The sequence below is a fragment of the Enterobacter sp. ECC-019 genome (genome assembly GCF_043974075.1).
In the GTDB taxonomy this organism is placed as follows: Bacteria; Pseudomonadota; Gammaproteobacteria; order Enterobacterales; family Enterobacteriaceae; genus Enterobacter; species Enterobacter asburiae_D.
Map to the genome: position 1 here is coordinate 1,852,796 of NZ_CP143759.1, position 22,244 is coordinate 1,875,039.

The 22,244-nt window shown below is 59.3% G+C and carries 20 protein-coding genes; 9 read left to right on the forward strand and 11 right to left on the reverse strand.

Annotation, left to right across the window (positions count from 1 at the left end; genetic code table 11):
• Positions 1-24: 24 nt before the first annotated feature.
• Positions 25-843, forward strand: coding sequence for an AraC family transcriptional regulator (locus V1566_RS08650; protein ID WP_395305614.1), 819 nt, complete (start codon positions 25-27; stop codon positions 841-843).
• Between the two features lie 75 nt (positions 844-918).
• A complete protein-coding gene (locus tag V1566_RS08655; RefSeq protein WP_023334817.1) occupies positions 919-1,281 on the forward strand; it encodes a cupin domain-containing protein in 363 nt (120 codons plus the stop codon).
• Positions 1,282-1,336: 55 nt separating this feature from the next.
• On the opposite strand, the gene V1566_RS08660 is transcribed toward V1566_RS08655, so the two are convergent.
• A complete protein-coding gene (locus V1566_RS08660; protein WP_395305615.1) occupies positions 1,337-2,227 on the reverse strand; it encodes a LysR family transcriptional regulator in 891 nt (296 codons plus the stop codon).
• Positions 2,228-2,332: 105 nt separating this feature from the next.
• Between V1566_RS08660 and budA the strand changes: the two genes are divergently transcribed.
• From budA to V1566_RS08680, 4 genes are all read left to right on the forward strand, one after another.
• Positions 2,333-3,112, forward strand: coding sequence for an acetolactate decarboxylase (budA, locus tag V1566_RS08665; protein WP_395305616.1), 780 nt, complete (start codon positions 2,333-2,335; stop codon positions 3,110-3,112).
• Entirely contained in the window at positions 3,084-4,805 is a 1,722-nt protein-coding gene (gene alsS / locus V1566_RS08670; protein ID WP_395305617.1) for an acetolactate synthase AlsS, read from the forward strand. The genes budA and alsS overlap by 29 nt, the downstream gene beginning before the upstream one ends.
• Positions 4,806-4,825: 20 nt before the next feature.
• Entirely contained in the window at positions 4,826-5,596 is a 771-nt protein-coding gene (locus V1566_RS08675; protein ID WP_395305618.1) for a (S)-acetoin forming diacetyl reductase, read from the forward strand.
• A gap of 131 nt (positions 5,597-5,727) precedes the next feature.
• On the forward strand, positions 5,728-6,201 hold the full coding sequence (locus V1566_RS08680) for a cold-shock protein (RefSeq protein ID WP_063145236.1): 474 nt from the start codon (positions 5,728-5,730) through the stop codon (positions 6,199-6,201).
• A 108-nt stretch (positions 6,202-6,309) separates the two neighbouring features.
• On the opposite strand, the gene V1566_RS08685 is transcribed toward V1566_RS08680, so the two are convergent.
• From V1566_RS08685 to V1566_RS08700, 4 genes are read right to left on the reverse strand one after another with little or no spacing between them, the layout of a single operon-like run.
• The gene (locus tag V1566_RS08685) at positions 6,310-7,014 is read right to left on the reverse strand and encodes an ABC transporter ATP-binding protein (protein WP_395305619.1); all 705 of its coding nucleotides are present in this window, start codon (positions 7,012-7,014) and stop codon (positions 6,310-6,312) included.
• Positions 7,001-7,837 carry an ABC transporter ATP-binding protein gene (locus tag V1566_RS08690; RefSeq protein WP_395305620.1) on the reverse strand — a complete coding sequence of 279 codons (837 nt, stop codon included), beginning with the start codon at positions 7,835-7,837 and terminating at the stop codon, positions 7,001-7,003. Before V1566_RS08690 ends, V1566_RS08685 begins: the two co-directional genes overlap by 14 nt.
• Positions 7,830-8,663: an ABC transporter permease gene (locus tag V1566_RS08695; protein ID WP_395305621.1), complete on the reverse strand. Its 834-nt coding sequence runs from the start codon at positions 8,661-8,663 to the stop codon at positions 7,830-7,832. Before V1566_RS08695 ends, V1566_RS08690 begins: the two co-directional genes overlap by 8 nt.
• Positions 8,663-9,676 (reverse strand): ABC transporter permease, encoded by a 1,014-nt coding sequence (locus tag V1566_RS08700; RefSeq protein ID WP_395305622.1) that lies wholly within the window; start codon positions 9,674-9,676, stop codon positions 8,663-8,665. Before V1566_RS08700 ends, V1566_RS08695 begins: the two co-directional genes overlap by 1 nt.
• A gap of 238 nt (positions 9,677-9,914) precedes the next feature.
• Between V1566_RS08700 and V1566_RS08705 the strand changes: the two genes are divergently transcribed.
• Positions 9,915-10,901 carry an IS110 family transposase gene (locus tag V1566_RS08705; protein WP_395304094.1) on the forward strand — a complete coding sequence of 329 codons (987 nt, stop codon included), beginning with the start codon at positions 9,915-9,917 and terminating at the stop codon, positions 10,899-10,901.
• A 61-nt stretch (positions 10,902-10,962) separates the two neighbouring features.
• On the opposite strand, the gene V1566_RS08710 is transcribed toward V1566_RS08705, so the two are convergent.
• Positions 10,963-12,531 carry an ABC transporter substrate-binding protein gene (locus tag V1566_RS08710; RefSeq protein WP_395305623.1) on the reverse strand — a complete coding sequence of 523 codons (1,569 nt, stop codon included), beginning with the start codon at positions 12,529-12,531 and terminating at the stop codon, positions 10,963-10,965.
• A 201-nt stretch (positions 12,532-12,732) separates the two neighbouring features.
• Between V1566_RS08710 and V1566_RS08715 the strand changes: the two genes are divergently transcribed.
• On the forward strand, positions 12,733-13,431 hold the full coding sequence (locus tag V1566_RS08715; protein ID WP_395305624.1) for a GNAT family N-acetyltransferase: 699 nt from the start codon (positions 12,733-12,735) through the stop codon (positions 13,429-13,431).
• Between the two features lie 34 nt (positions 13,432-13,465).
• On the opposite strand, the gene V1566_RS08720 is transcribed toward V1566_RS08715, so the two are convergent.
• From V1566_RS08720 to betI, 5 genes are all read right to left on the reverse strand, one after another.
• Entirely contained in the window at positions 13,466-15,160 is a 1,695-nt protein-coding gene (locus V1566_RS08720) for a thiamine pyrophosphate-binding protein (protein WP_395305625.1), read from the reverse strand.
• A 33-nt stretch (positions 15,161-15,193) separates the two neighbouring features.
• On the reverse strand, positions 15,194-15,934 hold the full coding sequence (locus tag V1566_RS08725) for an SDR family oxidoreductase (protein WP_395305626.1): 741 nt from the start codon (positions 15,932-15,934) through the stop codon (positions 15,194-15,196).
• 278 nt (positions 15,935-16,212) lie between these two features.
• On the reverse strand, positions 16,213-17,892 hold the full coding sequence (gene betA / locus V1566_RS08730) for a choline dehydrogenase (RefSeq protein ID WP_395305627.1): 1,680 nt from the start codon (positions 17,890-17,892) through the stop codon (positions 16,213-16,215).
• A gap of 13 nt (positions 17,893-17,905) precedes the next feature.
• Positions 17,906-19,378, reverse strand: coding sequence for a betaine-aldehyde dehydrogenase (gene betB / locus V1566_RS08735; protein WP_395305628.1), 1,473 nt, complete (start codon positions 19,376-19,378; stop codon positions 17,906-17,908).
• A gap of 13 nt (positions 19,379-19,391) precedes the next feature.
• Positions 19,392-19,979, reverse strand: coding sequence for a transcriptional regulator BetI (gene betI / locus V1566_RS08740; protein WP_395305968.1), 588 nt, complete (start codon positions 19,977-19,979; stop codon positions 19,392-19,394).
• A 128-nt stretch (positions 19,980-20,107) separates the two neighbouring features.
• Between betI and betT the strand changes: the two genes are divergently transcribed.
• The gene (gene betT / locus V1566_RS08745) at positions 20,108-22,141 is read left to right on the forward strand and encodes a choline BCCT transporter BetT (protein ID WP_179367507.1); all 2,034 of its coding nucleotides are present in this window, start codon (positions 20,108-20,110) and stop codon (positions 22,139-22,141) included.
• Positions 22,142-22,244 lie beyond the last annotated feature (103 nt).

Sequence of the window (22,244 nt, forward strand, 5' to 3'; positions counted from 1 at the left end):
CTCACAGGGCATCAGGTGTCATCTATGTCGAATGCAAAAGCCAACAAAGACTGGGTCAGACTGGCGCAGCAACCCGGGAAAATAGAGCGTATTGAGGCGTATTTCAGCGGGCATGGCTATGAGCCGCATCGTCACGACACTTACGCCATAGGCCGGACCTTATCCGGGGTGCAGAGTTTTCACTATCGGGGGAGTAAACAACATAGCTTGCCGGGCGGGACAATGGTCCTGCACCCTGACGAAATCCATGACGGAGAGGCGGGAACGAACGACGGATTCCAGTATCGGATGCTGTATATCGATCCGGCGTTAATTCAAAAAATTCTGGGCGGAAAGCCTTTGCCGTTTATTCCTGGCGGAATTACATCCGATCCCCGGCTTTTTGCAGCGACCGAACCGCTGTTAAAAGCGCCAGAAGAATCGTTCGATACGCTGGAAGAAGACGATGCGCTCTACGATCTCGCCCACACGCTGGCCGTCGTGGGAGGGCAACGTTTTCACCGGAATCGGGTGGATTATCAATCCGCGGAACGCGCGCGCGAATATATACATGCTGAATTCATTCAGAACATTACGCTGGATATTTTATCTGCCGTAAGTGGCAGAGATCGCTGGAGCCTGAGTCGGGATTTTCGTGCGCTTTATGGAACGAGTCCTTATCGCTATGTGACCATGCGCCGACTTGAATACTGTCGACGCCTGATTCAGGCGGGCCTGTCGCTTGCTGAGGCTGCCGCTGCAGCGGGGTTTTCAGATCAAAGCCACATGACCCGTCAGTTCATCAAAACGCTGGGGATGTCGCCGGGGCGCTGGCAAAAATTCATTAAAGGTCATCCTGCCTGATTTGCACGATCGTTCAAGACCGACACGCCGACCTTATTCTATCCTGGACGCTTCTCAACCATAGGAAGTGTCGCAATGTATAGTCCTGTTAATTTAGACAATAAATTCTCTCTCTTCGACGCGCACTGGCAGCCGAAAGTCATCGCCCAGATGAACGACTATCAGTTTAAAATCGTCAAAATATCGGGTGATTTTATATGGCACGCGCACCCTGAAACCGATGAAGCATTCATCGTGGTCGAGGGCGTGTTACGTATTGATTTTCGTGATGGGCATGTGCTCGTCAATCCAGGGGAAATGTACGTTGTGCCAAAAGGCGTTGAGCATAAAACGTCTGCTGAAACGACGGTAAAAATGATGATGATAGAACCTTGTGGGGTCCTGAATACCGGACACGAAGGCGGAGAGCGCACCGCAGAGAACGACGTCTGGATTTGACGACGGAGGCTATGTTGCCGGGTGGCGGCTGCGCCTTACCCGGCCTACAAAACCCCTATAGGCCGCTACCCTCGCTCATCATCGTCAAAAATCGCTTCACCGTTCGCGAACGTTCAAAACGCCGCCAGCACAGCGCGATATCGGTATAGAGCTCCGGTGAGCTTAGCGCATGATAGGTCACATTCGGCGGGGAAATGGCCGCCATCGATTTCGGTACCAGCGCGAAGCCACCGCCCGCGGAAACCATGCTCAGGGACGACGAAAGCTGTGACGACTGCAGCGCGCGCTGCACGTTAATTCCGGCCTGCTCGCAGCAGCCGTGAACCCGATCGTACAGCCCCGGCGCGACCTCCTGCGGGAACAACACCACTGGCGTATCCCGAAGCTGCTCTAACGCCAGCGAATCGCACGCCGCCAGCGGATGATCGCGATGCAGCGCCACCACCATCGGCTCCCGGTCGAGGACTTTTAACTCGAACGCTTTGCTGCTCTCGCACGGCAGGCGCACGAAGGCAATATCCAGTTCACCCTCCGCCAGCATCGTCGTCAGCGAGGACATATTGGCTTCCACCTGGTGAACCTGCACCGCCATGTTCTGCACCTGAAACTGGCGAATCAGCGCGAAAATTTTGGGATGAAAAGCGTCGGAGCTGGTGATGCCAATTGACAGGTTGCCGTTCAGCCCGCGCGCGATGCCGCGGGCCTTTTCCAGCGCGGCATCGCTCAACGCCAGAATCTTGCAGGCATCCTCATAGAACGCTTCTCCCGCCTCGGTCAGCTCTACGCCCCGCGTCAGGCGCCTGAACAGCGGCGTACCCACTTCCTCTTCGAGCCGTTTGATCTGCTGACTCAGAGGAGGCTGTGAAATACCCAGCGCTTCGGCCGCCCTGGTGAAGTGTCGCTCGCGTGCAACCGCGACAAAATACCGCAGATAACGAAGTTCCATATCTAAAACGTCTCAAACCAGCATGGTTTCTATATTGGAACTCTATGCTGAATCGGGTCAACATTTATTTAACCTTTCTAAATAAAGTTGAAGAGGACGAGCACGATGATGCATTCATCTGCCTGCGACTGTGAGGCCAGTTTGTGCGAGACCCTGCGTGGGTTCTCCGCCCAGCATCCTGACAGCGTGATCTATCAGACATCGCTAATGAGCGCCCTGCTAAGCGGCGTGTACGAAGGAGAGACCACCATCGCCGATCTGTTGGCACACGGTGATTTTGGTCTGGGCACCTTCAACGAGCTGGACGGCGAAATGATCGCCTTCAGCAGCCAGGTGTACCAGCTGCGCGCCGACGGCAGCGCCCGGGCCGCGAAGCCAGAGCAGAAAACGCCGTTCGCGGTGATGACCTGGTTCCAGCCGCAGTATCGTATCACCTTCGATGCGCCGGTCAGCCGCCAGCAGATCCACGACGCGATCGACCGTCAGATCCCCTCCGACAACCTGTTCTGCGCGCTGCGCATTGACGGCAACTTCCGTCACGCCCACACCCGCACCGTACCGCGCCAGAAGCCGCCGTACCGCGCGATGACCGACGTGCTGGACGACCAGCCGGTGTTCCGCTTCAACCAGCGCGAGGGTGTGCTGGTCGGGTTCCGCACGCCGCAGCATATGCAGGGCATTAACGTGGCGGGCTATCACGAACACTTCATCACCGACGACCGTCAGGGCGGGGGCCATCTGCTCGACTACCAGCTGGAGAGCGGTGTGCTCACCTTCGGTGAAATTCACAAGCTAATGATTGACCTGCCCGCGGACAGCGCGTTTTTACAGGCCAACCTTCACCCCAGCAATCTTGATGCAGCGATCCGTTCCGTCGAAAACTAACAGGAGAACTACCGTGAACAGTGAGAAACAGTCACGTCAGTGGGCGCACGGCGCCGATATGGTTGTCGGCCAGCTGGAAGCGCAGGGCGTGAAGCAGGTGTTCGGGATCCCGGGTGCGAAAATCGACAAGGTCTTTGACTCCCTGCTGGACTCTTCCATTGAGATCATTCCGGTGCGCCATGAGGCCAACGCGGCGTTTATGGCGGCGGCCGTAGGGCGGCTGACCGGCAAGGCCGGGGTAGCGCTGGTCACCTCCGGGCCGGGCTGTTCGAATCTGATCACCGGCATCGCCACCGCCAACAGCGAAGGCGACCCGGTCGTGGCGCTGGGCGGGGCGGTGAAGCGCGCGGATAAAGCCAAGCTGGTGCACCAGAGCATGGACACCGTTGCCATGTTCAGCCCGGTTACCAAATACGCCGTGGAGGTGAGTTCACCGGACGCGATTGCCGAGGTGGTATCGAACGCGTTTCGCGCGGCCGAGCACGGCAGGCCGGGGGGCGCGTTTGTCAGCCTGCCGCAGGATATTGTCGACCAGCCCGCGACGGGCGCGATTTTACCCTCCAGCGGTCCGGCGCTGATGGGCCCGGCACCGGAGTCAGCGATTAACGACGTGGCGAAGCTTATCGAAAACGCCAAAAATCCGGTCATCTTACTCGGCCTGATGGCCAGCCAGCCCGCGAACAGCGCCGCGCTGCGCAAGCTGCTGGAGAAAAGCCGCATTCCGGTTACCAGCACCTATCAGGCCGCCGGTGCGGTAAACCAGGAGCACTTCACCCGCTTTGCCGGACGCGTGGGGCTGTTCAATAACCAGGCGGGCGACAGGCTGCTGCATCTGGCGGATCTGATTATCTGCGTTGGCTACAGCCCGGTGGAGTACGAGCCGTCCATGTGGAACAGCGGCGACGCGACGCTGGTGCACATTGATGTGCTGCCGGCTTATGAAGAACGTAACTACGTGCCGGATCTGGAGCTGGTGGGGGACATCGCCGAAACGCTGAACCTGCTTGCCAGCCGCATCGACCATAAGCTCGAGCTGAGCCAGCGGGCCTCCGAAATTCTGGTCGATCGCCAGCATCAGCGCGATCTGCTCGATCGCCGCGGCGCCTCGCTCAACCAGTTTGCCCTGCACCCGCTGCGTATCGTGCGGGCCATGCAGGACATCGTGAATAACGACGTCACGCTCACCGTGGACATGGGCAGCTTCCACATCTGGATCGCCCGCTACCTCTACAGTTTCCGGGCGCGTCAGGTGATGATCTCCAACGGTCAGCAGACCATGGGCGTTGCCCTGCCGTGGGCGATTGGCGCATGGCTGGTCAACCCGGGCCGCAAGGTGGTGTCGGTCTCCGGTGACGGCGGCTTCCTGCAGTCGAGTATGGAACTGGAAACCGCGGTGCGCCTCAACGCCAACGTGCTGCACATCATCTGGGTGGATAACGCCTACAACATGGTTGCCATTCAGGAAGAGAAAAAATACCAGCGGCTTTCCGGCGTGGAGTTCGGCCCGGTCGATTTCAAAGTGTATGCCGACGCCTTCGGTGCGAAAGGCTTTGCCGTGGAGAGCGCCGAGGCGCTGGAACCCACGCTGCGCGCGGCGATGGATGTGGATGGCCCGGCCGTGGTGGCCATTCCCGTCGACTACAGCGATAACCCGCTGCTGATGGGCCAGCTCCATCTCAGCCAGATTTTGTGACTCACGATAAGGACAGAGAAATGCAAAAAGTTGCTCTCGTAACAGGTTCAGGCCAGGGGATTGGTAAAGCGATCGCGCTTCGCCTGGTGAAAGATGGTTTTGCCGTCGCCATCGCCGACTATAACGTTGAAACGGCAAGAGCCGTCGCCGATGAAATCATCCGTAACGGCGGCAACGCCGTCGCCGTGAAGGTCGATGTCTCTGACCGCGAACAGGTATTTGCGGCGGTGGAGAAAGCGCGCACCGCGCTGGGCGGTTTCAACGTGATCGTGAATAACGCCGGGATCGCGCCGTCCACCCCCATCGAATCCATCACGCCGGACATTGTCGACAAGGTCTACAACATCAACGTGAAAGGGGTGATCTGGGGGATCCAGGCCGCGATTGCCGCCTTCCGCAAAGAGGGGCACGGCGGCAAGATCATCAACGCCTGCTCCCAGGCGGGCCATACCGGCAACCCTGAACTGGCGGTCTACAGTTCCAGCAAGTTCGCGGTGCGCGGCTTAACCCAGACCGCGGCACGGGATCTCGCGCCACTGGGGATCACCGTTAACGCCTACTGCCCGGGCATCGTCAATACGCCGATGTGGGCGGAAATCGACCGTCAGGTCTCCGAGGCGGCGGGTAAACCGCTCGGCTACGGGACTGAAACCTTTGCCAAACGCATTACGCTTGGCCGTTTGTCCGAGCCGGAAGATGTGGCCGCCTGCGTCTCATACCTGGCAGGCCCGGATTCCGACTACATGACCGGCCAGTCGCTCTTAATTGATGGTGGAATGGTGTTTAATTAAATTCTAATAAGCTCTGACATGAGTTTTCCCCTGCACCCGTGCAGGGGCTTTTTTTTGTCTCCTCCGTCATTGTGCATTACACTGCGCGCTGCAAAACTTTAGTCATTACGATCTGACAGGCGGTAACAGCGATGAACGGTACAATCACAACGTGGTTTAAAGATAAAGGCTTTGGATTTATCAAAGATGAAAACGGCGACAACCGCTATTTTCATGTGATTAAGGTCGCGAACCCCGATCTGATTAAGAAAGATGCCGCGGTGACCTTTGAGCCAACCACCAACAACAAAGGCCTTTCCGCCTACGCGGTGAAGGTGATCCCGGAAAGCAAACATCTCTTTATTGCGGGCGAGCGCGTGAAGCTCTCCTCTATCAAATCCTTCGTGGTGTTTAACGAAGAAGAACCGGTTGATACCAAAATCGACAAAGAGAACGCGGTGCTGTCGGTGGGGCTGCTGATGAACAGCATCAAGCCGAAATCCGAGAAAAAGCCGGGCGAAATGCGCACGGTGAAGAAGCTGGCGATCACCACCTTCCAGAATACGACGCTGATCTTCACCGAAGATGAGATCGACATCGATGCCACGGTGAAGCTGCTGAAGTGATTGTTTGCCGGGTGGCGGCTGCGCCTTACCCGGCCTACGAAAAACCATCAACGCGGCACGAAACGTAGGCCCGGTAAGCGCAGCGCCACCGGGCACAGCCGCACGCACTTAGCCCATCCTGTGCTCACCCCTGAGCATCGCCTCCCGGTCAAACACCTGCTGGATCTCCCCGTGCGCCATAAACGCCGCCCGGTCAGACATGTGCGCAACCACATCCGCGTCGTGACTCACCAGCAGATAGGTCATGCCGTGCTCGGCTTTCAGACGGTTAAGCAGGTTCAGGATTTCCGCCTGCACCGACATATCCAGCGCCGAGGTGGGCTCGTCCAGCAGCAGAAGCTGCGGGCGCAGCAGCAGCGCGCGGGCAATGGCCACGCGCTGACGCTGGCCGCCGGAAAGCTGGTGCGGATAACGCTTGCCCGCGTCGGCGGAAAGCCCCACCTGCTGCAGCGCATCCGCCACCTTTTCAGCAACCTGCGTTTCGCCGTGGATGTTTAACGGCTCCGACAGGGTGCGTGCAACTGTGTGGTTTGGGTGCAGCGACGCCCACGGATCCTGAAACACCATCTGCACATTGCGGCGAAGCTCGCCTTCAAAACGCCATCCTGGCCGTAGCGCGTCTCCCAGGAGCGAAATGCGGCCGTTCCACTCGCGCTGCAGCCCCGCCAGCACGCGCAGAATAGTCGATTTCCCGCAGCCGGATTCACCTATCAGGCTGAAGGTTTCGCCTTTCTCGATGGCAAAGCTGGCGGCGGACACCGCCGTTTTCTCACCGAAGCTCACCTGGAGATCCTTAACGTCAACGAGCGTCATTATCGGTCTCCTTCCACGGCTGCGAACGGTCCAGCGTCGGCAGCATCTGGCCGAAGGTGTTGGCGTTCGGACGGCAGGTCCACAGGGTGCGCGTGTACGGATGCGTCGCCTGCGGCAGCCGGTTCGCCGCCATCTCATCGACCTTTTCGCCCTGATACATCACCAGCACGCGGTCGCAGTGTTCCGCCACCAGCGGCAGGTCGTGGCTGATTAACAGCATCGCCATCTGGCGTTCTTCGCACTGCTGCACCAGCAGTTCGAGGATCTGGTTGCGCAGGCGGGCGTCCAGCGCGGAGGTGGGTTCGTCGGCAATCAGCACCTGCGGGTTGTTGATCAGCGCCATCGCAATCATCACCCGCTGGCCCATGCCCCCGGAGAGCTCGCCGGGGTAGCGCTGGAGGACATGTTCGTTGAGTCCGACGGCGCGGATGATGTCGTGAATGCGCACCCGGCGTTCAGTGCGGGGCAGGCGCTGATGCAGGGTCAGCGCCTCATCAAGCTGAGCGGCGACATTTTTCGCCGGATTCAGCGCGTAGCGCGGGTCCTGCAGGACCATCGCAATCCCGTTGCCGCGCAGCGCCTGCCAGCGGCGTGTGCTCAGGGTCAGCAGGTCGTTGCCGAGCACGTTAAGCCGGTTCGCGCTCACGATGCCGGGCTTACGCACCAGCCCCATCAGGGCACGGGCGGACATCGACTTGCCCGAGCCGGATTCCCCCACCAGCGCCAGCCGCTCGTTGCCAAGCGTGAAGCTCAGGTTGTTGACCACGCGCGCGGCGGGGTAGTCGATATTCAGCGCATCGACGATAACGCGGTGTTCAGTCATGCTGTGGCTCCAGTACGTCGCGCAGGCCGTCGCCCAGCAGGTTAAAGGCCAGGCTGGCAAACAGAATAGCCCCGCCCGGAATGGCAGCAATCCACCACTGGTCGAAAATCACCTGCATGCCGTCGGCAATCATCGCGCCCCATTCGGCCATTGGCGGGCGTGCGCCAAGGCCGAGAAAGCCAAGACCGGCGGCGGCCAGAATAATGCCTGCCAGATCCAGCGCCAGCCGCACAATCGCGGACGGCAGGCACAGGGGCAGAATATGGCCGACCAGCAGGCGCGGGCCGCGAATGCCCATCATCTCGGCGGCGGCCAGGTAGTCGCTGTGGCGCAGGCGCTGAATTTCACTCCGCGCCTGACGCGCGTAGGCCGGCCAGGTGGTTAAGGCCAGCGCCAGCGCGCCGTTGACCAGCCCCGGGCCAAGCATTGCCACAAACGCGAAGGCGAGGATCAGGCGCGGCATCGACATCACCACGTCGGTAAAGCGCATCAGGATGCGCTCCATCCAGCCGCCGTAGTAGCCGGACAAAATCCCCACCAGCAGCCCGGCGGGCAGGGTGATAACGGTGACCAGCGCCACCAGCCCGAGCGCCGGTCGCGTGCCGTAAATCAGGCGCGAAAGCAGGTCGCGCCCGTAGCTGTCGGTGCCCAGCCAGTGCTGGCCGTTCGGTGCCTGCAGGCGCGCGGCCGCGTCCTGCCAGTTCGGGTCAAGCGGCGCGAGCCACGGCGCGAACAGGGCGATAAGCACCAGCAGTACGATGGCAACCAGCCCGCAAAACGCGGCAGGGGAGCGGCGCAGGCGGCGTAAGAAAAGATAAAACGGCATTAGCGCACCCTGGGATCGGTTGCCCGCACGAGCAGGTCGGTAAGGTTATTGATCAGCACAAAGCAGACGCCAATCAGCAGCGTGCCGCCCATGATGGCGGTGGTGTCTCCAGCGAACAGGGCGGTGGTGAGATAGCGCCCGATGCCCGGCCACGAGAAGACGGTTTCGGTCAGTACCGCACCTTCCAGCATGCTGGTGTAGGCCAGCGCAATCACCGTCAGCAGGGTGCCGTGAATGTTCGGCAGCACGTGGTGCAGCAGGATGGTCATCTCCCCGGCACCCTTGGCGCGGGCGAGCAGGATGTACTCTTTGTTCATCTCGCTCAGGCAGGCCGAGCGCGTGAGGCGGGTGATGCTCGCCAGCGTGTAATAGGCCAGCAGCAGCACCGGTAGCACCAGGTGGCTGAGGGCGTTGCGGAACGCCTCGCGGTCGCCGGAAAGCCAGGTATCTATAAGCGCAAAGCCGGTGCGCGGCTCGACGGTAAACTGCCAGATGTCGTCCAGCCTGCCGGGGCCCGCGCTCCACTGCAGCTTCGCGTAGAACAGGGCCAGCATCAGCAGGCCGAGCCAGAAGATCGGCACCGAGTTGCCGAGCAGGGTAAGCGTTCTGATGGCGAGATCGAGAGGCGAACCGGCGTAGCGGGCGCACAGCACCCCGGCAATCACGCCGAGTACGGCACCGATGATTAACGCCAAAGTCGCCAGCTCCAGCGTGGCGGGGAAGGCGTGCAGCAGATCCTGCAGCACCGGCTGCCCGGTGGCGCTGGCGGTGCCTAAATCACCGTGGGCGAGGTTTTGCAGGTAGTGCCAGAACTGCACGGGCAGGGGGCGATCCAGCCCAAGCTGGTGGCGAACCTGATCGTACGTGGACTGGCTGGCGTGATCGCCGACGATCTGCAGCACGCGATCGACAGGTGAAAACGCCGAGAGCGCAAACGTGACGAGCAGCAGCCCGAAGAGCGTGAGCAGCAGGGTCAGCAGACCCTGAAGCACGCGGGTGGAAAGATGTGGCATGGGAAATCTCTTCATGCCGGGTGGCGGCTTCGCCTTACCCGGCCTTGTATTATCCTTCCGTGCAGAAAGAACCGGCCTGTTCTTTCTGCCATGCAGTCCACATGCCGTACCCGGCCTTAGGCCACGAGCCTGTGTTGTAGATCCCTGCAGTGGACTGCACCTTCTCCACAAGTGACAAACCGGACAGTATCATGGACCGGTTTTCCCGGTAATCCGCATTCACAAGGTTGGTTTCACTATGGAACAGGAACTTCACTTTATTGGTATCGATGTCTCCAAAGCTAAGCTGGATGTCGATGTGTTGCGACCTGATGGCCGTCACCGCAGCAAAAAGTTTACTAACACACCTAAAGGTCACGATGAGCTGCTCAACTGGCTCCGCAGCCATAATGTGGCGCCAGCACATGTCTGCATGGAAGCGACCAGCACCTATATGGAAGACGCAGCAGCATCCCTCAGCGATGCCGGTTTCACCGTATCCATCATCAACCCGGCTCTTGGTAAAGCCTTTGCGCAGAGCGAAGGCCTGCGCAGTAAAACCGATGCCGTTGATGCCCGTATGCTGGCAGAGTTCTGCCGGCAGAAGCGTCCGGTAGCCTGGGAGGCACCTCATCCGCTGGAGCGCGCGTTGCGGGCGCTGGTGCTGCGTCACCAGTCCCTGACAGACATGCACACGCAGGAGCTGAACCGTCGTGAGACGGCGCGGGAGGTGCAGATGCCGAGTATTGATGCGCACCTTCTGTGGCTGGAAGCGGAGCTGAAGCGGCTGGAGAAACAGATAAAGGACCTGACGGATGACGACCCGGACCTGAAGCACCGGCGAAAACTGCTGGACAGCATACCGGGTATCGGTGAAAAGACATCCGCGGTGCTGCTGGCGTATGTGGGGCTGAAGGACAGGTTCGGTCAGGCGCGGCAGTTCGCGGCTTTCGCAGGACTGACACCGCGGCAGCATGAATCCGGCAGCAGCGTACACAGGGCAAGCAGGATGAGTAAGGCTGGCCATGTCTCGCTTCGCAGGGCGCTGTATATGCCCGCGATGGTGGCGCTGTACAAAACGGAGTGGGGAAAAGCGTTCAGGACGCGTCTGGAAAAGAACGGCAAGGGAGCGAAGCTGATAATCGGAGCGATGATGCGCAAGCTGGCGCAGGTGGCGTATGGCGTCCTGAAATCAGGACGCCCGTTCGATGCCACATTACATCAGGAAAATGCTTGCGTGGCATAACAGTATCTACAAAAACCGAGAACGTAGGCCGGGTAAGCGCAGCGCCACCCGGCAACAAGGGCTACTTCGTGACGCGATCGTACCAGACCATATCCGCGTTCAGCCCCTGCTGATACCCCTTCACGTTATCGCGTACCACGATCTGGGTTTTACCCTGATCGACGAACACGTACGGCGAATTCTGCTGAAGCTGTTCCTGCATCTTCTTGTAAAGATCCAGACGCTTCGTCGGATCCGGCTCGGCTACTGCTGCCAGCGTGGCTTTGTTCAGCTCTGGAATTTTCCAGCCGTTCAGCCCGGCCACGGTGCTGGACTTACCGTCGTTCCACGCAAAGGCGCTGGCGTTAGAGTGCGCGTCAAAATAGTCCGGGATCCACAAACGAATCGCCGCCTGATGCTGCTTCGCGCGCACGCGGGCATAGACCTGGCTCCCGGCGGCAGGCAGCAGATCGACCTTCACGCCGCCCTGAGCAAAGCTCGCCTGCATCGACTGGGCGATGGTGATATACGGCGGCTTGTTCTCCACGTCCAGCGTGAAGTGCGCGTCTTTAATGCCCGCTTTGGCGAGAATGGCTTTCGCTTTTGCCGGGTCAAACGTAAATGGATTGTCTTCCAGCGCGCCCGGCAGGCCGACCGGCAGGAAGCTCTGATGAACAAAGTACTGGTCTTTCAGTAGGTTTTTGGTGATGCCTTCATAATCGACCAGCCAGCGCGAGGCTTCCCAGAACGCCGGGTTGTTCAGCAGCGGGTTGGCGCTGTTGCCGGTGTTAAACACCAGGTAATTTTGCTCGGCGGACGGAATGCTCAGCACCTTCACGCCCGGCTTGCCGTCCAGGGCGCTAATCTGGTCTGCACCCAGATCGCGCGCCACGTCCGCATCACCCTGCTGGATCAGCAGGCGGCGTGAAGCCGGGTCGGGGACGTTTTTAATGATGATGCTTTTGAGCTTCGGCGCGCCACCGGGCGCTGACTCGTTGGCTTCCAGCACGATGGCCTGATGCGGCTGGTAGACGCGCATTTTGAACGCGCCGCTGCCCGCCGAGTGCATTTTCAGCCAGGCGTTGCCGAAGTCATTATCCTTCACGTTCGCCGCGACCTGCTTTTCATCGACGATGGAGGCAATCGGCGTGGAGAGAATATTCAGCGCCACCGACGGGCTAACGTCCGCCGTCCAGTGAAGCGTGAGGGTATGATCGTCCACCTTTTTCAGCTGGCTGGCGATGTTGCTCGCGTCCCAGCCCAGCACGTTCAGGATGAATGCCGGGGATTTGTTCAGCGTTACGGCGCGGGTGTACGAGAAAATCACGTCTTCCGGGCGCAGCGGGTTGCCGGAGGCGAATTTGGCATCGGGCTTTAGTTTAATCGTCAGCGTTTTTGCTGCCGCGTCCGCTTCCCAGCTTTCTGCCAGAATCGGGGTGATTTTTTCAGGGTTATCGCGGTCCGGCTGTACCAGGCGCTGATACAGGCTCGGCACGGTCTGGATGCTGGAAAGCTCGTTGGCTTCAGCCGGGTCGAGGCTTACGATGTCATCAAGCCCCTGGGCAACAACCAGCGTGTTGGGCGGAGTAGCGGCGTGGGCAGCGCTTGAGAGCGCAGCCAGCACCAGTAACGGCAACAGTTTTTTCGTCATAGCGATCCCTGAGAAGAATATATTGTGATTGTTTTATGCTCCGCTACGTTAGGTCGACTCTTAAATTCCGCAAAGTCGAAATTTAGCTTTGCTTATATCTTCCGGGAATATCGCATGCGCTCGGGCTATTAGAATACGCTGCTTTTCGCCCGCTTTTTAACCTGCTATAACAAACTCCTTACCTTTCAGGGAGTCACCGCCGTGCCCGAAATCAATCAACATGGTCAAACCGTTAACGATATCGTTCCCGACTGGAAAGGCGCGCGTGTCTTAACCCGCACGCCGCTGTTCGGCCAGTATTGCCGCCTGGAACCGCTGGACGCCGATCGTCACGCGGCCGATCTCTATGAGGCCTACGCGCTGGGCGACGACAGCGACTGGACGTGGCTTGCCAGCACGCAGCCAGCGAGCGTGGAAGCCACCGCGCACTGGATCATGGCTAAGGTTATGGACGATGAGCTGGTGCCGTTTGCCGTCATTGATTTACGCACCGAACGAGCGGTGGGGCTGGTGAGCTATATGGCTAACGAGCGGCTGCTGGGGTCGGTGGAAATTGGTCACGTGACCTGGTCGCGCAGGATGAAAGGGACCCGAATGGGCACCGAAACGGTGTGGCTGCTGCTGAAAAATGCGTTTGAGCACGGCTACCGGCGCCTCGAGTGGAAGTGCGATTCCATGAACGTGGCGTCGCGCAGGGCGGCGGAGCGGCTGGGGTTTGTCTGGGAAGGACGCCTGCGCCAGAAGCTGGTGCGCAAGGGGCGCAACCGCGACAGCGATATGCTTTCTATTATTGACGGCGAATGGCCGCAAAGAGACGCCGAACTGCGCGCCTGGCTGGCGGCGGAGAATTTTGACGGGGAAGGGCGGCAGATTAAAAGGCTTGAGGCATTTCGGTTATAAGAGCGTTTATGTAGGGTACAGCGACATTCTGTGATTAATCTGCCGAAATCACGATTTCAATTAAGTTGGTTTTGCCGGATTGCAGCCCGTGAGCCACCGCCGTGGCGATGTCCGCCGCCTGGGTAACCCGGCAGCAGCGGATGCCCATGGCGCTGCCCAGCGACTGAAAATCGATGTGCGGGTTAACCAAATCCATTCCGATAAAGCGTCCCAGCTGCGTTGAACTATAGGCGGGCTGGCTCTTCATAAAGTTTTTCAGGACGTTGTACTCCAGGTTATTCATAACGATAAAGGTCACGGGGAGATTTTCGTGCGCCGCCGTCCAGAGCGCCTGCGGGGAATACAGTGAAGCGCCGTCGCCCATCAGGCACACTACCGGCTCGCGGCCCAGCCCCAGCGAGTGTCCCACCGCCGCAGGCATCCCCCAGCCCAGACCGCCGCCGCGCATAAAGTAGTAGCGCGGATGCTGCTGGTCGGAAATAAACCGGCGAACGTGTCTGGCCGTTGCAATCGCCTCGTCGACAATCGTGGTGCCCGGCGGAATGGACTTTATCACCTCGTAGGCCGCGACCATCGGCGAAATCGCCGGGCGTAGCCGCTCGGCAGCCAGACGCTCTTCCTGCTGTTTCCACTCTTTTTCACGTTCAGCGCGTGCCGTTTTGAGCAGCCGCTGATGCGTCAATTTGCTTGCCACCCGGCGTTGCTCAAGCTTCGGTAACAATTCCTTCAGGGAGAGTTTGATATCCCCCATTACCGAGAGGCGGGTGGCGTAGGTGCGACCCAGCTCGTTCATGTCTGCAGAAAGCTGGTAAACCGCGCACGTCCCCGGGATAGCGTCCCCTTCGCTGTACAGAATGGTGATCAGGCTTCTGCCGCCGATGATAAACACCGCGTCGTAGGCATTGATGACGCTGGCGATTTCACTGGCGGTGGTGGGCATATTGCCGCGCCAGAGCGCGTGCTGCGTGGGAAAGGGGAGGTTCAACGGCCAGGAGGAGCCGTAAACGTGGGCACCGAGCGCTTCTGCAAGCTGGACAATCTCCTGCGTCGAGCCGCTGGAGTGAACTTCATCGCCCGCCACAATCATAACCCTGCCGGGGGGAACCGCGCTGAGCGCCTGCGCGAGCTCGTCCAGCGAGCCCGCGACGTTGTGATAGTCCACTCTGGACGCCGTCTGTATCCCGGCGTCACTCAGCTCTTCCATGACGTTCATCGGCAGAGAGAGCAGGACCGGGCCACCCGGAGGGTAGCTGGCCGCGTGAAACGCGCGTCGCACCAGCACCGGGAGCTGGTCGGCGCTGGTAACCTCCTGCGCCCACTTCATGACCGGAGAACCAATGGAGACAATGTCATCATACAGAAGCGGGTCGCGGACGTAGTGCCGCGTGTCCTGCTGTCCGACGGTGACCACCAGCGGGGTTTTCATGATCCGTGAATTAATCAGATTCCCCATGCCGTGCCCCAGACCGCTGGCGGTATGCAAATTGATAAAGCCGGTTTTGCCGGAGGCTTTTGCGTAGCCGTCGGCAATGGCGACCACGCTGCTCTCCTGGAGCGCCAGAACATAGTGAATATTTTCATGACGAAGCAGAGCATCGATGAGCGGAAGTTCGGTGGTGCCGGGATTGCCAAAAATATATTCCACGCCTTCACTCTCCAGCACCTCCAGGAGAATATCGGCGCCGGAGCGCATATTTAAATCTGATAAGGACGTTAATGATTTAATCATAATGACACCTCATTCAGTATTATTTAAGGCATGCTAAAATTCTTCCTGCGTCGGACGTACAACAATTTCATTAATATCAACGTCGCCTGGCTGTTCGATGGCAAATAAAACGGAGCGGGCAATCGCATCAGCCGAAATAGCCTGCTTATAAAACTCATGGAGAAATTTTTTACTCTCTTCGTCTGAGCTGCCGAACTGCAGCTCGCTTTCGACCGCGCCGGGAGAGATAAGTGTGGTGCGTATCGTTTTACCTGCTTCCAGGCGCAGACCCTCGCTTAGCGCGCGAACGGCGAATTTTGTCGCGCTGTACACCACGCCGCCGGGGGCAAGGACCTTGATGCCCGCCACCGAGGCAACGTTAATAAAGTGTCCACTTCCCTGGCGCTGGAACACCGGTAATGCGGCCGCGACGCCGTACAGTACCCCTTTCAGATTGGTATCAATCATCTTGTCCCATTCGTCGGTTTTCAGCTCGCTGAGGGGGGCGATAGCCATAAAGCCAGCGTTGTTGATCAGCACGTCCACGCGCTGGTATGCGGCGATGGCGGCCTCAATGGCGCGCTGGACCTCCTCCTGAAGGGTCACATCGGCCTTGACGGCGATGGCCTTGCCGCCTTGCTGGATTATCCTGTCCACGAGGGCATTAATTTTGTCCTGACGGCGCGCCACCAGGACCAGCGAATACGCGTTATTCGCTAAATGGAGGGCAATGGCCTCACCAATCCCGCTGCTGGCTCCGGTGATAACGACAACTTTGTTTGCACTATTATTCATGATCTTATCTCACTGTTGTGTGATTCAAAAAATAAAAGGCAGGAAAGAATGTAAGAATAATGACAAATTCTTTCATTCTGATTTTGAATATATTGTATATGTCGGGCTGGATAATCTTAGATTAAAACTTAATGGAGTTCAGGAGAGAGTGTCAACACTGTTTTAAATAATTAAATTCATTGCAGGGTTAATATTTAATTCTTATAGATAACAGAAAATATTATCTAAATGACGTGGGGTGTTGAAAACCCTCTCCTTTTACGGAGAGGGTTTGGCAATTATGCTTTCTGCATTACCTGGCGAACCGGTGCGCCGTTCGCCACATAATACGCCGCCGTGCTCTTCGCCAGCGGCTCGCGACCGCGAATGGCGTCGGCAACCTTCTCGCCAATCATAATGGTGGTGGCGTTCAGGTTGCCGGTGATGATCTGCGGCATAATCGACGCATCCACCACGCGTAACCCTTCCAGCCCGTGAACGCGGCCTTCGCCGTCGACTACCGCCATCTCGTCGTAACCCATCTTGCAGGTGCCGCACGGATGGAAGGCAGTTTCGGCGTGGTTGCGCACGAACTCGTCCAGCTGTTCGTCGGTCTGGCACTCAATGCCCGGGCTGATTTCACGCCCACGATACTTGTCCAGCGCGGGCTGGTGCATGATCTCGCGAGTGATGCGAATCGCGTCGCGGAACTCCTGCCAGTCCTGCTCGTGGGACATATAGTTGAACAGGATCGCCGGATGCTGGTGCGGATCGCGGGACTTGATGCGCACGTGGCCGCGGCTCGGGGAGCGCATGGAGCCGACGTGGCACTGGAAGCCGTGCTCTTTTACCGCGTTCGAACCGTTGTAGTTAATCGCCACCGGCAGGAAGTGGTACTGAATGTTCGGCCATTCAAACTCCTCGCGGCTGCGGATAAACCCGCCCGCCTCGAAGTGGTTGCTCGCCCCCACGCCGGTGCCGCCAAACAGCCACTCGGCGCCAATCTTCGGCTGGTTCCACCACTGCAGGGCAGGGTAGAGGGAAACCGGCTCTTTGCATTCGTACTGGAGATACATCTCCAGGTGATCCTGTAGGTTTTCGCCCACGCCGGGCAGGTCATGCACCAGCGGAATATCGAACTGCTTCAGCAGCTCCGCGTTGCCCACGCCGGAGCGCTGGAGGATCTGCGGGGAGGCAATCGCGCCTGCGCACAGCAGCACCTCTTTCTTCGCCGTTGCTTTGGACGGAATGGTGCTTTCGCCTTCCAGCCACTCGACGCCCACCGCGCGCTTGCCTTCGAAGAGGATGCGGTCGGTCATGGCGTGGGTACGGATGGTCAGGTTCGGGCGCTTTTTGGCCTGGTCCAGATAGCCGCGCGCGGTGCTGGCGCGTCGGCCCTGCGGCGTGACCGTGCGGTCCATTGGGCCGAAGCCCTCCTGCTGATAGCCGTTAAGATCGTCGGTGCGCGGATAGCCCGCCTGCACGCCCGCTTCGACCATCGCCTCAAACAGCGGGTTCACGCCCGGTTTCGAGGTGGTGACGCTCACCGGACCGTCGCCGCCGTGATAGTCGTTCGGCCCCACGTCGCGCGTCTCTGCCTTGCGGTAGTAGGGCAGGCAGTTGAGGTAGCTCCAGTGCTCCAGACCCGTTTCTTTCGCCCAGTTGTCCAGATCCATCGCGTTACCGCGGATGTAGCACATGCCGTTGATCAGCGACGAGCCGCCCAGCCCTTTGCCGCGTCCGCACTCCATGCGGCGGTTGTTCATGTAAGGCTCTGGCTCGGTTTCATACGCCCAGTTGTAGCGCTTGCCCTGCAGCGGAAACGCCAGCGCGGCGGGCATCTGGGTGCGGAAGTCAAAGCGGTAATCCGGCCCGCCCGCCTCAAGCAGCAGGACGGTGGTGTTCGGATCTTCAGTCAGTCGCGTTGCCAGCACGTTGCCGGCAGAGCCGGCCCCGATAATGATGTAGTCAAATTGCAAATAAACCTCCCGGTTAAAATATGGACTGGAATTTACCCATCTCAACCTGGATGGACTTCACCTGGGTGTAACTCTGGAGCGTCATCACCCCGTTCTCGCGGCCAATGCCGGAGTGTTTGTAGCCGCCGACCGGCATCTCTGCGGCGGATTCACCCCAGGTGTTGATCCAGCAGATGCCCGCTTCAAGCTGTTGAATGGCGCCGTGCGCGCGGTTCAGGTCGGCAGTCACGATGCCCGCCGCCAGACCGTAGTCGGTGTCGTTGGCGCGGCGAATGGCTTCTTCATCGGATTCATAGGTGAGGATGGACATCACCGGGCCGAAGATCTCTTCGCGCACGATGGTCATCTCGTCGGTGCAGTCGGTGAACACGGTCGGGGCGACCCACGCGCCGTTGTCAAAGCCGTCACCCTTCAGCGCATCGCCGCCGCACAGCACGCGCGCGCCTTCCTCTTTGCCTTTGGCGATGTAGCGCAGCACGCTGTCGCGGTGCGGGAAGCTGACCATCGGGCCAAAGTTGGTGCGTTCATCGAACAGATCGCCCGCGCGGATGCGGCCCACGCGCTCGACGATTTTCTGCTCAAACGCGGCCTTAAACTTCGCAGGCACGAACACGCGGGTGCCGTTGGTGCACACCTGACCGGAGCTGAAGAAGTTCGCCATCATCGCGATGTCCGCCGCGAGATCGAGATCCGCGTCGTCGAAAATAATCAGCGGGGATTTGCCGCCCAGCTCCATCGTCACCTCTTTCAGGGACGAGGCCGCCGAGTTGGCCATCACCTTTTTGCCGCTGGCGACGCCGCCGGTGAAGGAAACTTTCGCGATGCCCGGATGCTCGGTCAGGTACTGGCCGGTCTCCGCGCCCACGCCCGGCAGGACGTTAAACACGCCGTCCGGAACGCCCGCTTCGGTGTAGATCTCGGCAAGCTTCAGGGCGGTGAGCGGGGTCACTTCGCTCGGCTTGAAGATCATCGCGTTGCCCGCCGCCAGCGCCGGGGCGGATTTCCACAGGGCGATCTGGATCGGGTAGTTCCACGCGCCGATGCCCGCCACCACGCCCAGCGGCTCGCGGCGGGTGTAGACGAATGAGGTGTCGCGCAGCGGGATCTGGCTGCCTTCCAGCGCCGGGATCAGCCCCGCGTAGTACTCCAGCACGTCCGCGCCGGTGACGATGTCGACGGTTGAGGTCTCAGAAAACGCTTTACCGGTGTCGAGGGTTTCCAGCTTCGCCAGCTCGTCGTTGCGCTCGCGCAGGATATCGACGGCGCGACGCAGGATGCGCGAGCGCTCCATGGTGGTCATCGCTGCCCAGATTTTTTGCCCGCGTTTTGCGCTTTCCACGGCGCGATCGACGTCTTCTCTCCCGGCGGCCTGTACGCTCGCCAGAACTTCACCGTTGGCCGGGTTGATGGTCTCGAAGGTGCGACCGCTGGTGGCGGATGTATAACCACCATTGATATAAAGCTGCTGTTCTGCCATTCGGGACATAAATTCTCCTCGGTTATTCGGTCGGTAAATGCTGGCTGATAAAGTGGCTGGTAAGCGATTGCGCCAGGGTCTTATCCAGCGGCTTGCCGCTCAGCGCGGCGCGTAGCCACAGCCCGTCAATCAGCGCCGCCAGCCCGTAGCCCGCCTCCTGCGCCAGCTCGCGCGGCAGCTCGCGGCGGAACTCGTACACCAGGTTCGACAGCAGGCGGCGGCTGCTCACCTGCTGCAGGCGGTAGAGCATCGGCTGGTGCATGCTGCTCGCCCAGAAGGCCAGCCAGGCCTTCATGGCCGCTCCGCTGGTCTGGGTTTCATCAAAATTGCCGCCGACAATTGCCTGCAGGCGCTGCTCCGCGCTGCCGTTAGGCAGGGCGCGTAAGCGGCTTAATACCGCGTCGCGCAGCTGGCCGGTGATGTCGCGCATGGTCGCTTCCAGCAGACCGTTTTTGTCTTTGAAGTAGTGACTGATGATCCCCGTGGAAACGCCCGCCCGACGGGCGATCTGCGCGATCGTTGCGTCGTGCATTCCCACTTCATTTATTGCTTCCAGCGTGGCGTCGATAAGCTGCCTGCGCCGGATCGGCTGCATCCCCACTTTGGGCATTTTTGCCACTCCATTCATCAGCGTTGGTTAACCATTAAAGCGGTTTTTGATTGGACGTTCAATATAAAATGTGTCTTAATTGTTGCGGATTTGGATTTTAATAGTTACAAAAACAGTGGGGATACTGGATGACAGACCTTTCACAGGACAGAGAAAAAGACAAAATCAACCCGGTCGTTTTTTATACTTCCGCCGGGCTGATTTTGTTGTTTTCCCTGACGACCATCTTCTTTCGTGATTTTTCTGCCGAGTGGATTGGGCGCACCCTCAACTGGGTGTCGAAGACCTTCGGCTGGTATTATTTGCTGGCGGCAACGCTCTATATTGTTTTTGTTGTCTGCATTGCCTGCTCGCGCTTCGGTTCGGTGAAGCTCGGGCCGGAGCAGTCCAAGCCCGAATTCAGCCTGCTGAGCTGGGCCGCGATGCTGTTTGCCGCGGGCATCGGCATCGACCTGATGTTCTTCTCCGTGGCGGAACCGGTCACGCAGTATATGCAGCCGCCGGAAGGGGCAGGGCAGACGATGGAGGCCGCGCGTCAGGCGATGGTCTGGACGCTGTTCCACTACGGCCTGACGGGCTGGTCGATGTACGCCCTGATGGGCATGGCGCTCGGATACTTTAGCTATCGTTATAATTTACCCCTCACCATCCGCTCCGCGCTGTACCCGATTTTCGGTAAAAAGATCAACGGCCCGATTGGCCACAGCGTCGATATCGCGGCGGTGATCGGCACCATCTTCGGTATTGCGACGACGCTCGGGATAGGCGTGGTGCAGCTCAACTACGGGCTGAGCGTGCTGTTTGATATCCCGGATTCGATGGCGGCCAAAGCGGCGCTGATTGCGCTCTCCGTCATTATCGCCACCATCTCGGTGACGTCGGGCGTTGATAAGGGCATCCGCGTGCTCTCCGAGCTGAACGTGGCGCTGGCGCTGGGCCTGATCCTGTTCGTGCTGTTTATGGGCGATACCTCGTTCCTGCTCAATGCCTTAGTGCTCAACGTAGGCGACTACGTAAATCGCTTTATGGGCATGACGCTGAACAGCTTCGCCTTCGATCGCCCGGTCGAGTGGATGAACAACTGGACGCTGTTCTTCTGGGCGTGGTGGGTGGCGTGGTCGCCGTTCGTTGGCCTGTTCCTGGCGCGTATTTCGCGTGGCCGCACCATCCGCCAGTTTGTGATGGGCACGCTGATTATCCCGTTCACCTTTACCCTGCTGTGGCTGTCGGTGTTCGGCAACAGCGCGCTGCACGAGATCATCCACGGCAATGCAACCTTCGCGCAAGAAGCGATGGCGCACCCGGAGCGCGGCTTCTACAGCCTGCTGGCGCAGTACCCGGCGTTTACCTTTAGCGCCTCGGTAGCGACCATCACCGGCCTGCTTTTTTACGTCACCTCGGCGGATTCCGGCGCGCTGGTGCTGGGCAACTTCACCTCGAAGCTCAAAGACATCAACAGCGACGCGCCGAACTGGCTGCGTATCTTCTGGTCCGTCGCCATTGGCCTGCTGACGCTCGGCATGCTGATGACCAACGGCATTTCGGCGCTGCAGAACACCACGGTGATCATGGGATTGCCGTTCAGCTTCGTGATCTTCTTTGTGATGGCCGGGCTGTATAAATCGCTCAAGGTGGAAGACTACCGCCGCGTCAGCGCCAGCCGCGACACCGCGCCGCGTCCGATGGGCACGCAGGACAGGCTGAGCTGGAAGAAACGTCTCTCGCGGCTGATGAACTACCCGGGCACGCGCTACACCAAACAGATGATGGAGACGGTCTGCTTCCCGGCGATGGAAGAGGTCGCGCAGGAGCTGAAGCTGCGCGGCGCGTACGTGGAGCTGAAAAACCTGCCGCCGGAGGAGGGCGAGACCCTGGGGCACCTGGACCTGCTGGTGCACATGGGCGACGAGCAGAACTTTGTTTATCAGATCTGGCCGCAGCAGTATTCGGTACCCGGGTTTACCTACCGGGCGCGCAGCGGGAAGTCGACCTACTACCGGCTTGAGACCTTCCTGCTTGAAGGGAGCCAGGGGAATGATTTGATGGACTACAGCAAGGAGCAGGTGATTACGGACATTCTGGACCAGTATGAACGGCACCTGAACTTTATCCATCTGCACAGGGAAGCGCCGGGGAATAGCGTGATGTTCCCGGATGTTTGAGATTTGAGCTGAATAACCTATAAAGGCATCACCGTCGCCCTCAAGCCGGGTGGCGGAGATGCCTTACCCGGCCTACACAACCGCTTTACCGTAGGCCTGATAA

Excerpts from the sequence above, each read along its gene's own strand:
- alsS (WP_395305617.1), top strand. The coding sequence starts at position 3,084 with ATGCAGCGATCCGTTCCGTCGAAAACTAACAGGAGAACTACCGTGAAC.
- V1566_RS08685 (WP_395305619.1), bottom strand. The coding sequence starts at position 7,014 with ATGACGCTCGTTGACGTTAAGGATCTCCAGGTGAGCTTCGGTGAGAAA.
- V1566_RS08655 (WP_023334817.1), top strand. The coding sequence starts at position 919 with ATGTATAGTCCTGTTAATTTAGACAATAAATTCTCTCTCTTCGACGCG.
- V1566_RS08680 (WP_063145236.1), top strand. The coding sequence starts at position 5,728 with ATGAACGGTACAATCACAACGTGGTTTAAAGATAAAGGCTTTGGATTT.
- V1566_RS08690 (WP_395305620.1), bottom strand. The coding sequence starts at position 7,837 with ATGACTGAACACCGCGTTATCGTCGATGCGCTGAATATCGACTACCCC.
- V1566_RS08675 (WP_395305618.1), top strand. The coding sequence starts at position 4,826 with ATGCAAAAAGTTGCTCTCGTAACAGGTTCAGGCCAGGGGATTGGTAAA.
- betI (WP_395305968.1), bottom strand. The coding sequence starts at position 19,979 with ATGCCCAAAGTGGGGATGCAGCCGATCCGGCGCAGGCAGCTTATCGAC.
- V1566_RS08705 (WP_395304094.1), top strand. The coding sequence starts at position 9,915 with ATGGAACAGGAACTTCACTTTATTGGTATCGATGTCTCCAAAGCTAAG.
- budA (WP_395305616.1), top strand. The coding sequence starts at position 2,333 with ATGATGCATTCATCTGCCTGCGACTGTGAGGCCAGTTTGTGCGAGACC.
- betB (WP_395305628.1), bottom strand. The coding sequence starts at position 19,378 with ATGTCCCGAATGGCAGAACAGCAGCTTTATATCAATGGTGGTTATACA.
- V1566_RS08710 (WP_395305623.1), bottom strand. The coding sequence starts at position 12,531 with ATGACGAAAAAACTGTTGCCGTTACTGGTGCTGGCTGCGCTCTCAAGC.
- betT (WP_179367507.1), top strand. The coding sequence starts at position 20,108 with ATGACAGACCTTTCACAGGACAGAGAAAAAGACAAAATCAACCCGGTC.
- V1566_RS08650 (WP_395305614.1), top strand. The coding sequence starts at position 25 with ATGTCGAATGCAAAAGCCAACAAAGACTGGGTCAGACTGGCGCAGCAA.
- V1566_RS08700 (WP_395305622.1), bottom strand. The coding sequence starts at position 9,676 with ATGCCACATCTTTCCACCCGCGTGCTTCAGGGTCTGCTGACCCTGCTG.
- V1566_RS08720 (WP_395305625.1), bottom strand. The coding sequence starts at position 15,160 with ATGATTAAATCATTAACGTCCTTATCAGATTTAAATATGCGCTCCGGC.
- V1566_RS08695 (WP_395305621.1), bottom strand. The coding sequence starts at position 8,663 with ATGCCGTTTTATCTTTTCTTACGCCGCCTGCGCCGCTCCCCTGCCGCG.
- V1566_RS08660 (WP_395305615.1), bottom strand. The coding sequence starts at position 2,227 with ATGGAACTTCGTTATCTGCGGTATTTTGTCGCGGTTGCACGCGAGCGA.
- V1566_RS08725 (WP_395305626.1), bottom strand. The coding sequence starts at position 15,934 with ATGAATAATAGTGCAAACAAAGTTGTCGTTATCACCGGAGCCAGCAGC.